This window comes from Variovorax sp. P4_B10, assembly GCF_056402375.1.
In genome coordinates this window covers 15342-28970 of the sequence record NZ_JBFUHN010000008.1, presented here as the reverse complement: position 1 = coordinate 28970, position 13629 = coordinate 15342, and the positions used below count along the sequence as shown (strand labels likewise).

Here is a 13629-nt window from a genome sequence, read left to right as displayed (position 1 = left end):
ACCCTGAACGCAACTGACAAAATCGCCACATGAACTCATCCATGACAGCCCTCGCCGACGCCCTGATCGCCGCACGCCGCAGCAACCGCACCCTCGACGCCGCGCCCTGGACCGACGCACTGCAAGATGCCGCCCAGGCCTACGAAGTACAGGACGCCGTGGCCGCCGCACTCGACTGGTTCGACAACGACGGCGCCGTCCCCGCCCACTGGAAATCCGGCGGCGGCTCGCGCAGCGTGACGCTCACGCATGCGCCGCTGCCTCCTTCGGGCGTGCGCCAGAGCCCCGCCGATTTCGGCGACCTCGTGTTCCACACGCCGGGCATCGAGTCCGAAATCGCACTGCGGCTCGGCCAGGACGTGACGCCCGCGCAAGCGGCGAAGCTCGATCACGACAACGCGGCCTCGCTCATCGACGCGATGGCCGTCTCCATCGAGATCGTGGATTCGCGCTGGCAGGACCTCTCCTCCACCCCCGCCCTGCTGCGCCTCGCCGATTCGCAGGTGCACGGCGCGCTGGTGCTCGGCGAATGGCAGCCCTATGCCGCGATCGACTGGGCCTCGCAGCGCTGCGAAACGCGCGTCGGCGATGCCAAAGTCGTCGTGCGCGAAGGCACCCATCCGCTGGCCGATCCCGCCTGGCTGCTGCCGACCTGGCTGCGCCACATCACGCGGCAGGGCCAGACGGCACGCGCCGGCACGGTCGTCACGACCGGTTCGTGGGTCGGTGTGCTGCCCTGCCGCCGCGGCGATCAGGTGACGGCGGAGTTCGCCGGCATCGGCGCTGTTCGCTTGCGCGTGTAGCGCCCGTCGCCCACCCCCGAGCACGCCACCAGGAAGTCGAGCACCGCGCGCACCCGCGCCGGCAGCGTGCCGGCCTTGCCGATGTACACCGCGTGGATCGGCTCGATCTCGCCCGGGTTGAACTCCTCGAGCAGCGGCACCAGCCGGCCGGCATCGATGTCGTGCTGGATGTGATAGAGCGACAGCCGCGCCACACCGGCCCCTGCGATGGCCAGCTGCCGCAGCGTTTCGCCATCGCCCGCGCGCACCGGGCCGGCCACCGGGATGGCGATCATCCGGCCGTCGACGCGCAGCGGCCAGTCGGGCGCGCTGCGCCGGTAGCTCCACCCGAGCCGGTTGTGCGCTTCCAGCTCCTGCGGCGTGCGCGGTGTGCCGTACTTCGCGAGGTAGCCGGGCGCGGCCACGATGGACTGGCTCGTCTCGCCCAGGCGCCGCGCCACCAGCTCGGACGACGGCAACTGGCCCCAGCGGATCGCGATGTCCGCGCGCTCGTCCATCAGGTCGACGACGCGGTCGGTCAGCGCGATGTCCAGCGTGATCTGCGGATGCGCTTCGAGCAGGCGCGGCACCAGCGGCACCAGCTTGTGGTGGCCGAAGGACACGCTCGCGTTGATGCTCACGCGCCCGCGCGGCGCCGCACCGGCGGCGGCACAGCGCTCGGCTTCGTCCATGTCGGCCAGCACGCGGGTGCTGCGCTCGTAGAAGTGAAGCCCTTCGGGCGTGAGCTGCAGCTTGCGGGTGGAGCGGTGCACGAGCTGGATGCCGAGCCGCAGTTCGAGCCGCGCCACCAGCTTGCTGACGGCCGAGGGCGTCATGTCCAGCAGGCGCGCCGCCGCCGAGAAACCGCCGGACTCCACCACCTGCACGAAGGCTTCCATCTCGCCGGAGCGGTTGACATCGATGCGTGGCATGGCGGACTTCCTTGTCTGTGATTTCAATTCACAAGTGCGTGTAGCAGCGGCATTCTAGTCACAGGGCCCGAATGTCCGCACAGTACAGGCCATCATGCCAATCGCTCTACTCGCCCTCACCGCCGGTGCCTTCGGGATCGGCACCACCGAGTTCGTCATCATGGGCCTGCTGATGCAGGTGTCGACGGATCTTCACGTCTCCATCACGGCCGCAGGCCTGCTGATCTCGGGCTACGCGCTCGGCGTCGCGGTCGGCGCGCCGGTACTCACCATCGCCACCCGCAAGCTGCCGCGCAAGACCGTGCTGCTCGCGCTGATGGCGATCTTCACGCTCGGCAACCTGGCGTGTGCGCTGGCGCCCAGCTACGAGATGCTGATGGCCGCACGCGTGATCACTTCGCTCGCACACGGCACCTTCTTCGGCGTCGGCTCGGTGGTGGCCACCGGCCTCGTGGCGCCGGAGCGCCGCGCCTCGGCCATCGCGATCATGTTCACCGGCCTCACCGCCGCCACGCTGCTCGGCGTGCCGGCCGGCGCGTGGCTGGGCCTGCAGTTCGGCTGGCGCTCGGCCTTCTGGGCCGTGACGCTGATCGGCGTGCTGGCCTTCACCGTGCTCGCCATGTTCGTGCCGCGCGTGAAGGGCGAGACCAGGCCTGCGCCGCTGCGTGAAGAGCTCGCCGTGCTGGCCCGGCCGCAGGTGCTGCTCGGCCTCGCGATGACGGTGCTCGGCTTTGCCGGCGTGTTCGTGGTGTTCACCTACATCCAGCCGCTGCTGACGCAGCTCACCGGCCTGCCGGAATCGGCCGTGTCGCCGATCCTGCTGGTGTTCGGCGGCGGGCTGGCCGTCGGCAACATCCTCGGTGGCAAGCTGGCCGACCGCGCGCCGATGGCGGCCGTGCTCGGCACGCTGGTGGCGCTGGCGGTGGTGCTCGGCGCGATGCAGTTCACCATCGGCACGCCGTTCACGGCCGTGATCTTCGTCGGGCTGCTGGGCGTGGCCTCGTTCGCCACGGTGGCGCCGATGCAGCTGCGTGTGCTCGAAAAGGCTTCGGGCGCGGGCCAGAACCTGGCGTCGAGCCTCAACATCGCGGCCTTCAACCTCGGCAATGCGCTCGGCGCCTGGGTGGGCGGCGTGGTGATCGACCACGGCCCGGGCCTGCGCGCACTGGGTTGGGTGGCCGCGCTGCTCACGCTCGCGGGCCTGGCCATCGCACTCTGGAGCCGCTCGCTCGACCGGCGCGAGACCGCCAATGCGCTGGGCGATTGCGCCGCGGTCCGCACCTGAGCCTTTCCGTCATCGCGAAGCGAGGCGGCGCACGAAGAACGAAAGGATCTCGTCGCGTGCCGCCATCGTCGGCTGGCCCGCCTCGTCGATGAGGTGGGCCGTCACCACGCTGTGCGGGCTCGCAACCAGCTGCTCGAAGAACGACGGCAACGATTTCCGGTTGGCTGCGCTGTCGGGCAGCACGCGGGCAACGAAGCGGCTGCCGAGCGCTTCGGAATAGGCGGCGAAACGCTGGGCAGTGCAGAACCGGTCGCCCTCGAAACGGTAGGCCATCACGGTCAGGTCGTCGCGGTCCAGGCGCTGCTTGACGGCAGCGATCTCCTCGGGCGCGATCTCGATGCCGGCTGGATTGTCCAGTGGCAGCGACGGCTGCGACAGCACCGGCGCCAGCACCGAGGGCTCCAGCATCATCGTGAGTGCGAAGTTGCCGGTGAAGCACATCCCGATGGCGCCGACACCGGGGCCGCCGCACTCTCCATGCGCCAGCCGTGCGAGCGATCTCAGCCACTGCGTCACCGGGCTCGACCTGTTGCCCGCAAAGGCACGGAATTCGGCGCTGACGCATGCCCGCTGGAAGACGGCCTTGCCCTCCTCCGCGTCCGCCACCGCGCCGTCGCGGCCGAACAGCGAAGGCATGTACACGGTGAACCCCGCATCCCGCACCCAGCGGGCGAAGCGCGCGACGTGCGGGCTGATGCCGGGCATCTCGGTCATGACGATCACCGCCGGCCCGGTGCCTGCAACGTAGACCGTCTTGGTGGCGTCGTCCAGGGTGATCTCGCGGCGGTCGAAGTCTTCGAGGGGATCGCGTTCGTTCATGCTCCGTGTCGGCGGCATCGTGGCTCCTGCAGGTGGATCGTGTGAATCTGAGCGGCTATTACACGGGGTGAAGCGCTAGACTGACAGTGTCCATTTGGACATTTATCGGGCGTTTCAAGCCATGCATGATTTCACCGTCCTGGTGCTTCCAGGAGCCTTCGCCACCAGCGTCTCCGTCACGTTGGATGTGCTGGATGCGGCAGCGGGCCTGGCACCGGGGTTGAAGATGCCTCGCCCGACGTGGCGCGTGGTGTCGCCGGACGGCGGCGCCGTGCCGCTGAGCGGCGGCCTGCGGGTCGAGACCACCGCCATGCCCGGCCGTTCGCGCGCCGATGCCTCGACCTGGATCGTTCCGGGCCTCGGCGTGGACCGCCCTGCGGACCTGGCCGTACGGCTGGCCGACGACTGCGCCACCCGCGCCATCGCCGCCGTGAAACGCCACGGCGCGCGCGGCGGCGCAGTGGCCGCATCGTGCTCCGCCGTGTTCCTGCTTCAGGCAGCGGGCCTGCTGCAGGACCGGCGCGCCACCACCACCTGGTGGCTCGCGCCGGAGCTGCGGCGCATCGAACCCCGCTGCAAGGTGGATGCGGACCGCATGGTCTGCGCCGACGGGCCCGTGAGCACGGCCGGCGCCGCATTTGCCCAGTCGGACCTGATGCTGCATCTGCTGCGCACGCGCTTCGGCCCGCCGCTGGCCGATGCGGTCGGCAAGGTGCTGCTGATCGACGGGCGCGAGGCGCAGGCGCCCTTCGTCGTGCCCTCGATGATGTCCAACGGCAGCGCGCTGGTCCGGCGGCTGACGCAGCGCATCGAATCGTCACTGCCCCGTCCGCCCAGCATCGCGGTGCTGGCCGGCGAGTTCGCGATGTCGCAGCGAACGCTGGCCCGGCATGTGCGCGCCGCGACCGGCCTCGGCCCGCTGGCGCTGGTGCAGAGCGTGCGGCTGTCGCGGGCACGCATGCTGATCGAGACGAGCCGGATGACGATCGAGCAGGTCGCCACGCAGGTCGGCTACGAGGACGCCACCGCGCTGCGGCGGCTCATGCGCAAGGCGGCAGGCGCCACGCCGAGCAAGTTCCGTTCGAATTTGCAGCCGGCCTAGGCATCGGTATGGCTTCGCCGGGTCAGTCGCCCTTGTAGCCCGAGGCCTTGATGACCGGCAGCCAGCGTGCGGCCAGCGCGTCGGTGTAGCGGACGACCTCTTCTGTCGAAGCGCCGGGCAGCAGGTCGTAGCCCACGCGGCCCAGCTTTTCGCGCACGTCGGGCAGGGCCAGCACCTTGCGCATGGCCTGGTTCCACTGCGCGATGGTGGCGGGCGCCGTGTTGGCATGGGCGTAGAGCACGTAACGCGACGAGGCCACCAGCGTCGGGTATCCGGCTTCGGCGAAGGTCGGGACATCGGGCAGGCCGTCGGCGCGCTTGTCGCCCGCCACCGCCAGCACGCGCAGTTTTCCCGCCCGGTGGTATTCGGTGAGCGTGGTCGTGGCATCCATGCCGGCGCTCACCTGGCCGCCGAGCAGTTCCGTGACCATCGGGGCGCCGCCGCGGTACGGCACGAGCGTGGCGCCGGAGCGCGACATGGCCACGAAGTCCATCGCCAGGAAGTGGAGCAGCGATCCCACCGTGGTGATGCCGATCGAGCCTTGATCGGGGTTCGCCTTGGCGGCCTGGACGAACTGGGCCAGTGTCTTGACGGGCGAGGCTGCGCTGACGGCCAGGCCGAACTGCACGCCGGTCACGTCGGTGATCGGCTTGAAATCGGTGGCCGGATCGAAGCGCATGTTGGTGTAGATCGCCGGGCCGATGAACATCGGGTCCACGGGGGCCAGCAGCACGGTGGCGCCGTCGGCGGGCGCGTTCTTCAGTGCCTCGGCGGCCAGGCGGGTCCCGGCGCCGGGACGGTTGTCGACCATGATGGTGCGGCCGAGTTCGGCCTTGAGCTTTTCCGACAGCAGACGGCCCATGAAGTCAGCCGGGCCGCCGGCCGGGAACGGCACGATGATGCGGCTGATGTTTTGCGCCTGGGCCGCGTGCGGGATCAGGCAGCCCAGGCCCAGGCCCATGGCGGCACCCGCCAGCAGGTTGCGACGCGAAAGCCGGGCAGCGGCAACGAGGTTGTGTTGGCTCATCGAAAGACTCCTGGTTGAAATGACGGGGACGGAGAGGGAATCACCGGGCGGTGAACGGAATGAACTGCGCAGCCTCTTCCAGGACCTGGCCTGCTTCCAGCAGCAGATCCTCGCGAAAGCGCCAGGCCATCAGTTGCACGCCCATGGGCACGCCACCCGCCATGCCGGTGGGCACCGAGAGGCCTGGCAGGCCCAGCGCGGCGGTTGCCAGCAGCGGGCTCTGGGCGTCGATCAACGCGCGCGCCTGCTCCAGCGTGCCGGCGTCTTCGTCCTGCGCGCACGGACGCTGCCATGACACCGGCATCAGCACCAGCGGATGGGATTGAAGAAAAACCGACCAGCTGCGAACCAGCACCTGGCGCCGCGCCAGCGCATCGAGAAAGCCGTCTCGGTCGGTTTCGGGCATGCCCGCCAACAGGTTGCGCTGGCTTCGCTGCATGATCTCGTCGCCATGCTGTTCCACACCGGCGACGATGCTGCGGCGGCTGTCGTCCACCGTCAGCGTGCGCCACAAGGCGGCGGCTTCGGCGAAGAAAGGCAATTCGGTTTCCTCCACCTCGTAGCCGGCTTGCTGCAGCCAGCCCGCGGCATCGTTCAATGCCTGGGTGACCGCCGGGTCCACGGGAATGCCGGGGGAACGCCTGAACAGCGCCACGCGAATCGGGCCCGCAGGCCGCGGCAGCGCGTGCGGCACCGGCACCCAGTTGGGGTCGCGCGCGTCGTGACGTGCCATTGCCTCGTAGCCCAGGCGCAGGTCGGCCATGCTGCGCGCCAGCGGCCCCTGCACCGACATGAGCTGCGGCGTGATGCTGCGCTCGGCCGTCGCGCTCGGGTTGCAGGCCGGCACACGGCCGACCGTGGGGCGCAGGCCGGGCACGCCGCAGGCATAGGCCGGATAGCGGATGGAGCCGCCGATGTCGTTGCCGTGCGCCAGCGCGCCCATGCCGCTGGCCACGGCGGCGGCCGCGCCGCCACTGGAGCCGCCGGGCGTGATGGCGGCATCCCAGGGGTTCAGCGTGCGCCCGTGCAGGCCGTTGTCGGTGAACCAGCGCGACGAATAGGTGGCGGTGTTGCTGCGCCCGACGATGATGGCCCCGGCGCTGCGCCAGTGGGCCACCACCGGCGCATCCTCGCGTGCGATGTGCCCGCGCAGCGGGACCACGCCGTTGGTGGTCGCATGGCCGGCCTGGTCCGCGTTGATCTTGATGCTGACCGGCACGCCGTGCAGCGGGCCCAGTACATCGCCACGAAGCGTGAGCCGGTCGGCGGCATCGGCGCTGGCCAGTGCTTCGTCGGCCAGCACTTCGGCCAGGGCATTGATCTGCGGATTGATCTGCTCGATGCGTGCCAGCACGCTGGCCGTGACCTCGCGGCAGGACACATCGCGCCGGCGCACGGCCGCGGCGATGTCGATGGCACTCAGTCGCCAGAGCGCTTGCTGTTGATTCATGTTCGGACTCCGGAAAATTCAGGCACGGGAAACCCGGCACCCCGGCTCGACCGGGGTGAAGGAAGGCGTTGGGATTGATGCGGCGGCAGCGGCTGGTCCGCGCCGCAATGGCGATCAGCCGCTCGAATTCATCAGCAGACTGCCGCGGTCGACCCGCGATTCGGCCTCGAGGGCCAGCACTTCGGCGTGCTCCATGTGCCGCCGCATGACGTCGCGTGCGCGCGAGGCGTCGCGGGCGCGCAGCGCATCCAGCAGCTCCGTGTGGCTGTGCATGATTTCCTCGTCGAAGCTGTCGAACGCCGGAAGCGCATGGCGCACGATGATCACCCGCCGGATGACGTCGTTGAGCAGGCGGCAGACGAGTCCCAGGAAGGGGCTGCTGCAGGCGTCGATCAGCCGGTCATGAAACAGCAGATCGGCCTCGCGGCGCTCGTTCCAGTCTTCGCTGCCGCCATGCGCCGGATGGCTGTGGCCGATCAGGGCCTCGAGCTCGGCCAGGTCGGCCTCGTCCAGGCGCGTGGCCACGTTGGCGGCCAATTCAGGCTCGACCACGCGGCGCAACGCATACAGCGTGGTGATGTCCACAGGCTGGAAGTACAGGAAGTTGGACACCGCCTCCAGGCACTGCTCGTACGAGGTCTGGGTGAGCGTGGCGCCCCCGTTGGGGCCGGTGCTCAGAGCCACCAGCCCCTGCACCTGCAAGGAAGCCAGCGCTTCGCGCACCGTGCCGCGCGAAACACCCATCTGCTCGATCAGCTCTTTCTCCTGGGGCAGCTTGCCGCCCACCTGCTGCTGCGTCTGGACGATCCAGCGCTTGATGCCGTTGACCACTTGGTCTGAGCGTTTCACGCGCTTGTTGCGCGTCAAGGGAGAAGGCTTGGGCTTGGGTGGCATGGTGGTGATCTGCTATTTATGATCATAAATATCACAAATCCACCAAATCCCGTCAACCGGGTTTACCTGCGGTGACGAAACGGCGCTGCCGCATCCACTTGGTCGCCACCCATTTCTCGCCGCGCAGCACCGGGCCGCCGGCATGCAGCGAAGCGTGGTCCACCTGGCCCAGGCTGTTGCAATACTCGAAATACACCGCATGGCCGCGCTGCGGCGACACCGACCAGCCGGCTTCGGGAAACACCGTCTCGCCGCCCTCCTCCACGTCGTTGAGGTAGCTCACCAGCGTGCTCACCCGCTGGCCGCTGCGTTCCAGCGAGGCCTGGTTGGCGGGGTTCGACGGCACCAGGAAATCGAAGTGCGGCATGCTCTGCGCGCCCGCCGGGTAGTACAGCACCTGCAGGCCTTCGCCGTTCTCCACCGGCAGGTTCATGAGCGCCGAGACGCGCGCGTCGAGCCGCGCGATGAAGGCGTTCTCCTGCAGGCGGAAGAACATGCCGAGGCTGCTGCGCTCGTTGCCCACGCGGTCGCGGCCTGTCTGCGGATCGACCGTGGTCGATGGCGCCAGGCGAGGTCTTGCGAGCGCGATCAGTTCCTCGCACTCCTGCGCGCTGAACACGTCGTTCAGCACCGCCATCGCCGGTTGTGCCATGCGCGCAGCCACGCGGATGGTGCGGTCGGCCGTGCGGATCGATGTGCCCGGTTGCAGGATCGGCGTCTCGTCGTACTTGTACGGTGCAGCCACCGTCACGGCGTCCGTTGGCAGCGCGCCGCCGGTGCGCAGCGCCAGCACGAAGGCATCGACGATGGCTTTCGCGGCGTCGGCCGGCATGTCCTTCGCCTGCATCGCCGCCACCAGGCTCGCCGAGGGGCACCCCTCCCGCAGGTTGTGCACCACCCATTCGCCCAGCGCAGGCGGGAAGCGCAGCACCGCATCCACCGGCTCAGACATCCTTCGCGACCCAGCCGCTCCCGGTGCGCTGGAAGCTCTCCTTCAGTTCCATCGTGCCGGCGCCGCGCACCACGCGATCGACCATCGGGAAGGCCTTCTGCACATCGGCATCGCGCGTCCAGGGCGCGGCATCGACCTTGTAGGTGTAGGTAACCAGCACCTCGGCCTGGTCCTTGTCGCCCTTGTGCACTTCCCACCCGACGATCTTGTCGAGCGTCAGCCGGGCGGCGCAGAAGTCGCCGCGGGAGGCTTCACGCACGAGGAAGTACTTCTTGCCCTCGTCGGTCAGCGCATAGCGCGTGACGGTGGCTGCGGGCGTCTCTTCGGTCGCTTCGACCTTGACCTGCGATGAACTGACCAGTCCGATGTGTTCGAGCACCGGCATCTGCACCGCGTTGCGTGCATGCGAGCCGGCCTCGCGCGGCGTGACGTCGATGGGCCACTTGTCCTTGCCCAGACAGAGGTCGCCCTTTTTCGCGAGATACACGTTGACGGCGGCGGTCATGCTCTGCAGGTCGGCGTCGGGTTGCTGGCTGCATGCGGCCAACAAGGCCAGGGCAGCGGAAAGAAAGATCGTGTGCTTCATGAATTCGTTGTGTTACTTGGTGCAGGCACCGGGCTTGGGCGGCGTCGCAGGGGTGGTGTCGGCATCGCTCAGGGTGTTGAGAAAGCAGACCAGGTCGGCAATGTCCTGCTCGGACATCGGCGCCGCGGTGCCTGCGCGCCGGCCGTCGAGCGGCATCTGCGTGTCGATGTTGGCCACGTAGGCCGGTGGCAGGTCGTTGTACTTCTGCACCTTGCCGCCGGTGTACTGCGTGGTGATCAACCCATAGGTGGGGAACGCGGGATCGTTCACCGCCTTGGGCTTGCCGCCGACCGTCGGATACCAGAGCTGCGGCTGCGTGTCGCGCGTGTTGTAGAAGCGAATGACCTGTTCCAGCGAGTGCATCACGCCGTTGTGGAAGAAGGCCGTGCGCGTCGCCACGTTGCGCATGGTGGGCGCCTTGAACATGCCGCAGTAGCTGTTCGCGGCATTCGGAGAGGCCGGTTTGTGGTCTGCGCGCAGCGTGCCGCACACGCCCATGTCGAAGTACAGCGGGTCGTTGTTGGCGGGAATGGCCGCGTTGCGCGGCACGCTGATCGCCTCGTAGGAGAAGTCGGTGAACAGCGCCGAGCTGCCGTTCAGGCCCGCGCCCTGGTAGTGGCACGAGGCGCAGTTGCCGGTGGAGGGGTTGGTGAACACCTTCAGTCCGCGCGTCTCGGCCGGCGTGAGCTCGCCGCCGATCTTGTTGCCCGCGTAGCGGTCGAACTTGCTGCTGTACGGATGAAAGCCCTTGTCCTCGAGCTGGTAGGCCTGCAGCGCCTTCAAGGCGCTCTCGAACGCGGCGTCGCTGTCGTCGAACACCTTGGGGCCGAAGGCCTTGGCGATGAGCGGCGCGTAGTCGGCGGCCTGCAGCTTCTTCACCACGTCGGCGCTGCTCGCGTTGGCCATCTCGATCGGATCGAGCAGCGGAATCCGCGCCTGCGCTGCCAGCGTGTCGGCGCGGCCGTCCCAGGCAAAGCCGCCGCCCGGCCCCGGCACGCTGATGCCGTCCGGGTTGTCGAGCAGGTCGGCGTAAGGCGGCGTGATGTCCTTGTAGCGCAGCGAAGGCACCGCGCGCAGGCCGGCCTGGTCGAGCTTCGGCCCGCCGAGCTGCACCGACAGGTCGTTGGCCGGCGCGTGCGCATGGGCGGGGTCGTGGCAGCTGGCGCACGACATGGCGCCGGAGCCCGAGAGCTTCTTGTCGAAGAACATCTTCTGGCCCACCTGCGCCGCGAGGCTCAGCGTGTTGCCGGCCGGCACGGATGGGGAGGCCGCGGGTGCCACCGCCGCGGTGGCGGCAGGCGGCACGGCAACGGCTGCCGCCGTGCCGCCGTCCCCGCCACCGCAGCCGGCCAATGCCGCAGCCGCGCACAGGGCCGCCATCGCGAGCCGGCCCGAGCGGCGATCCCTCATTGCTTCAGCGACCAGACATTGACCTGGTTGGCGTCGGCACCCACCTGGGCCGTCGTCGAGACGTCGGCCGACTGCTTCTGCGTGTAGCCCGCCGGAATCACGAAGGCGTGGTTGATCGGCCGCACGCTGTCGAAGTGGGTGTCGGCGCTGCCCGCGTACTCCGGCAGGTTCAGGATGTTGGCGGCGACGAAGGCTTCGGTGTACTTCGAGCGGTTCATGTACGAGGCATCGACGGCGGGGTCGGCCAGCTGGAACATGTCCTGCAGCGTGCGCACGAACGAGAAGTGGCTGTAGGCGTCGCTGTCCGAGATGCCCTTGGGCGCATTGGCCTGGTTGGTCAGGATGCCGAAGATGCTTTCGCCGTGGCCGCGGTTGCCGCGGGTGTAGTTGTTGATGGTGGCATCGACCGACCAGGTGCCGTCCGCGTTCTGCTTGAGCGGGTTGGCGACGGTGCTGTTCGACACGTTCCAGCCACAGCAGGAGTTCATGCCGCTGGTGGCATTGCCTTCGTCGAACATCAGCACGATCGCCACGCGCTTCTGCGGGTTCTTCCAGAGGTCGGAGGCCTGGATGCGCTTCACCGTGAAGTCGACGTAGTTGTCGCCGCGCGTGATGATGGCGCCGCCCGTGGCCGTGGGCACGTTGTTGGGCACGTTGTTGGCCACGCTGCTGCAATCGCTCGCGGTACCGGTCGCACCGCCGGGCACCGTGCCCTTCACGCTGATGCCGTGCATGTCGTCGCACTGGTCGGGCACGAGGAAGTTCAGGTTGCCGACATTGCCGCTGGCCAGGTCGCTGCCGAGCTGGTCGTAGTCGTAGCCCGCGGGAATGGCGTAGTCGGTGCTGCTCTTCAGCATCGCGTCCCACTGGCCGCCGCCCATGGTGCGGTTGCTGTACTTCCACTCGGGCGCACTGCGCACGTTCTGGTAGGCCATGCCGGGATGGTGCTTGGTCTTGTAGAGGCCGGCCGGCAGCGGCAGCGTGAGCGTCGCATCGCCGATGGTCGTCGCGTTGCCGGCCAGGGTGCCCGGTGCATAGACGTTGTCCTTCGCGGTCACGGCCGCGTCGGCAACGCTGTCGGTGCGGAAGTCCTGCCCCGGGTTCATCGACTCGCTGTAGGTGCGCCACGTGAGGCCCGCGCTCGTGACGGCATTGAAGAGGTTCGGCTTGCCCACGATGTTGTGGTTGACGCCGACCGCCTGCGCGCAACTGGCCGCGAACGGCGACTTGGCGAGGCCGGGTTGCGTGTTGTCGGGCACGGGCAGGTCCTGCACCGCGTTGGCGCCGGTGGCGTCGCAGTTCCACTGGCTGTCGTCGGTAATGCCCCAGTCGTCCGCACCGCCCAGCGCGGTGTAGTTGGGTTCGCTCGGGTTGCCGGTGGCGTAGTAGCTCGCGAGCTGGTTGCCGGACTTCAGGTAGCCGTTGATCCTGGGGGCGAAAGGCGAGTTCAGGATCGAGAGCGTCGCCTTGTTCTCGAGCATCACGATGAAGATGTGGTCGTAGCGCGGAATGCCTTCGATGCTGAAGGCAGCCTGCTGCGCCTGCTGGAAAGTGATGGCCTTGCGGGTCTCGGCCACGTTGGCGGTGGCGGCGGTCACGCCGGCCTTGCCGGTCAGGCGCGGGTCGCCGCCGGGGTTGGCCAGCGCGTCGGGATACAGGTCGCCGCGGTCGAACTTGGTCGTGGCGTAGGCGAAGCGGTTGTTGAGCGCATTCGATTCGTTGAGCAAGGCGGTCTGCACCTTCGCGGCGGCGGTGTTGGCATCGCCGAGCACTGCGTCGAGCGACACGCCGAGGCGCGTGGCCAGGTTCTGCTTCTCGACCGCATAGGTCGAGTTGTTGGCCTCGACGAGGCGCGCCACTTCCGACGACAGCGGGCTGACCACCACCGAGGTGCCCTGCTCCCGCACCTGGTCCAGCGCGACGCGCAGCACTTCGCGTGTCGGCACCTTGGTATTGGTGGCGGTGTTCTTTGCACTGGTGCCGATGTCGGCGATCAGGGCCGAGGCTGCCGACAGCGACAGGCTGAACTTGCCGTTGGCGTCGGTGACTGCAGCGGTTTCACCGCTGTCGCAGCGGCCGTTGCCATTGGCATCGACGCAGACCGTGGCGCCCTGGTAGTAGCCGGCGACGACGACCGGGTCGGTTGCGCTGCCGGGCTTGAAGGCGCTGGCGGTGAGCACGCCGCTGACCGTGACGCTGCCGGGGCCTGCAGGCTGCGTGGCGGGCGGCAGGAACGAGAACGAACCGGCGCCGCCATCGCCGCCCCCGCATGCGGCAAGCAGCGAAGCAGCCAGGACGGTCAACGTGGGGCACAAGCCGGATCTGATTTTTTGAATGGCTTTCATGTGTACTTTCAAACGTGGAAAAACGAAAGGCGACACGGTTTTCTT

Annotated in this window: 12 protein-coding genes; 3 read left to right on the top strand and 9 right to left on the bottom strand. The window is 68.6% G+C overall.

The features are described 5' to 3' along the window. Positions 1 to 29 precede the first annotated feature (29 nt). A complete protein-coding gene (locus AC1DXX_RS06125; RefSeq protein WP_478133280.1) occupies positions 30 to 803 on the top strand; it encodes a 2-keto-4-pentenoate hydratase in 774 nt (257 codons plus the stop codon). Here the strand turns inward: AC1DXX_RS06125 and AC1DXX_RS06120 are convergent. Beyond that, positions 752 to 1714, bottom strand: coding sequence for a LysR family transcriptional regulator (locus AC1DXX_RS06120; RefSeq protein ID WP_478133279.1), 963 nt, complete (start codon positions 1712 to 1714; stop codon positions 752 to 754). The genes AC1DXX_RS06125 and AC1DXX_RS06120 overlap by 52 nt on opposite strands. 94 nt (positions 1715 to 1808) lie before the next feature. Here AC1DXX_RS06120 and AC1DXX_RS06115 point away from each other — a divergent pair, with 94 nt between their 5' ends. Beyond that, positions 1809 to 2999: an MFS transporter gene (locus AC1DXX_RS06115; protein WP_478133278.1), complete on the top strand. Its 1191-nt coding sequence runs from the start codon at positions 1809 to 1811 to the stop codon at positions 2997 to 2999. Between the two features lie 9 nt (positions 3000 to 3008). On the opposite strand, the gene AC1DXX_RS06110 is transcribed toward AC1DXX_RS06115, so the two are convergent. Further along, positions 3009 to 3836 carry a dienelactone hydrolase family protein gene (locus AC1DXX_RS06110; protein WP_478133277.1) on the bottom strand — a complete coding sequence of 276 codons (828 nt, stop codon included), beginning with the start codon at positions 3834 to 3836 and terminating at the stop codon, positions 3009 to 3011. Positions 3837 to 3939: 103 nt separating this feature from the next. On the opposite strand from AC1DXX_RS06110, the gene AC1DXX_RS06105 reads away from it, so the two are divergent. Further along, positions 3940 to 4920: a GlxA family transcriptional regulator gene (locus tag AC1DXX_RS06105; RefSeq protein WP_478133276.1), complete on the top strand. Its 981-nt coding sequence runs from the start codon at positions 3940 to 3942 to the stop codon at positions 4918 to 4920. Positions 4921 to 4942: 22 nt separating this feature from the next. On the opposite strand, the gene AC1DXX_RS06100 is transcribed toward AC1DXX_RS06105, so the two are convergent. From AC1DXX_RS06100 to AC1DXX_RS06070, 7 genes are all read right to left on the bottom strand, one after another. Further along, positions 4943 to 5947, bottom strand: coding sequence for a Bug family tripartite tricarboxylate transporter substrate binding protein (locus tag AC1DXX_RS06100; RefSeq protein ID WP_478133275.1), 1005 nt, complete (start codon positions 5945 to 5947; stop codon positions 4943 to 4945). A 40-nt stretch (positions 5948 to 5987) separates the two neighbouring features. Continuing rightward, complete coding sequence (locus tag AC1DXX_RS06095; RefSeq protein ID WP_478133274.1) at positions 5988 to 7397, bottom strand: amidase family protein; 1410 nt, start codon at positions 7395 to 7397, stop codon at positions 5988 to 5990. A gap of 114 nt (positions 7398 to 7511) precedes the next feature. Next, the gene (locus AC1DXX_RS06090; RefSeq protein ID WP_478133273.1) at positions 7512 to 8246 is read right to left on the bottom strand and encodes a FadR/GntR family transcriptional regulator; all 735 of its coding nucleotides are present in this window, start codon (positions 8244 to 8246) and stop codon (positions 7512 to 7514) included. 97 nt (positions 8247 to 8343) lie between these two features. Beyond that, the gene (locus AC1DXX_RS06085; RefSeq protein WP_478133272.1) at positions 8344 to 9243 is read right to left on the bottom strand and encodes a 2OG-Fe(II) oxygenase; all 900 of its coding nucleotides are present in this window, start codon (positions 9241 to 9243) and stop codon (positions 8344 to 8346) included. Further along, positions 9236 to 9829: a hypothetical protein gene (locus AC1DXX_RS06080; RefSeq protein ID WP_478133271.1), complete on the bottom strand. Its 594-nt coding sequence runs from the start codon at positions 9827 to 9829 to the stop codon at positions 9236 to 9238. Before AC1DXX_RS06080 ends, AC1DXX_RS06085 begins: the two co-directional genes overlap by 8 nt. A gap of 12 nt (positions 9830 to 9841) precedes the next feature. Further along, positions 9842 to 11239 (bottom strand): cytochrome-c peroxidase, encoded by a 1398-nt coding sequence (locus tag AC1DXX_RS06075; RefSeq protein ID WP_478133270.1) that lies wholly within the window; start codon positions 11237 to 11239, stop codon positions 9842 to 9844. Then, positions 11236 to 13584, bottom strand: coding sequence for a phosphoesterase (locus tag AC1DXX_RS06070; RefSeq protein WP_478133269.1), 2349 nt, complete (start codon positions 13582 to 13584; stop codon positions 11236 to 11238). Before AC1DXX_RS06070 ends, AC1DXX_RS06075 begins: the two co-directional genes overlap by 4 nt. Between the last annotated feature and the right edge of the window lie 45 nt (positions 13585 to 13629).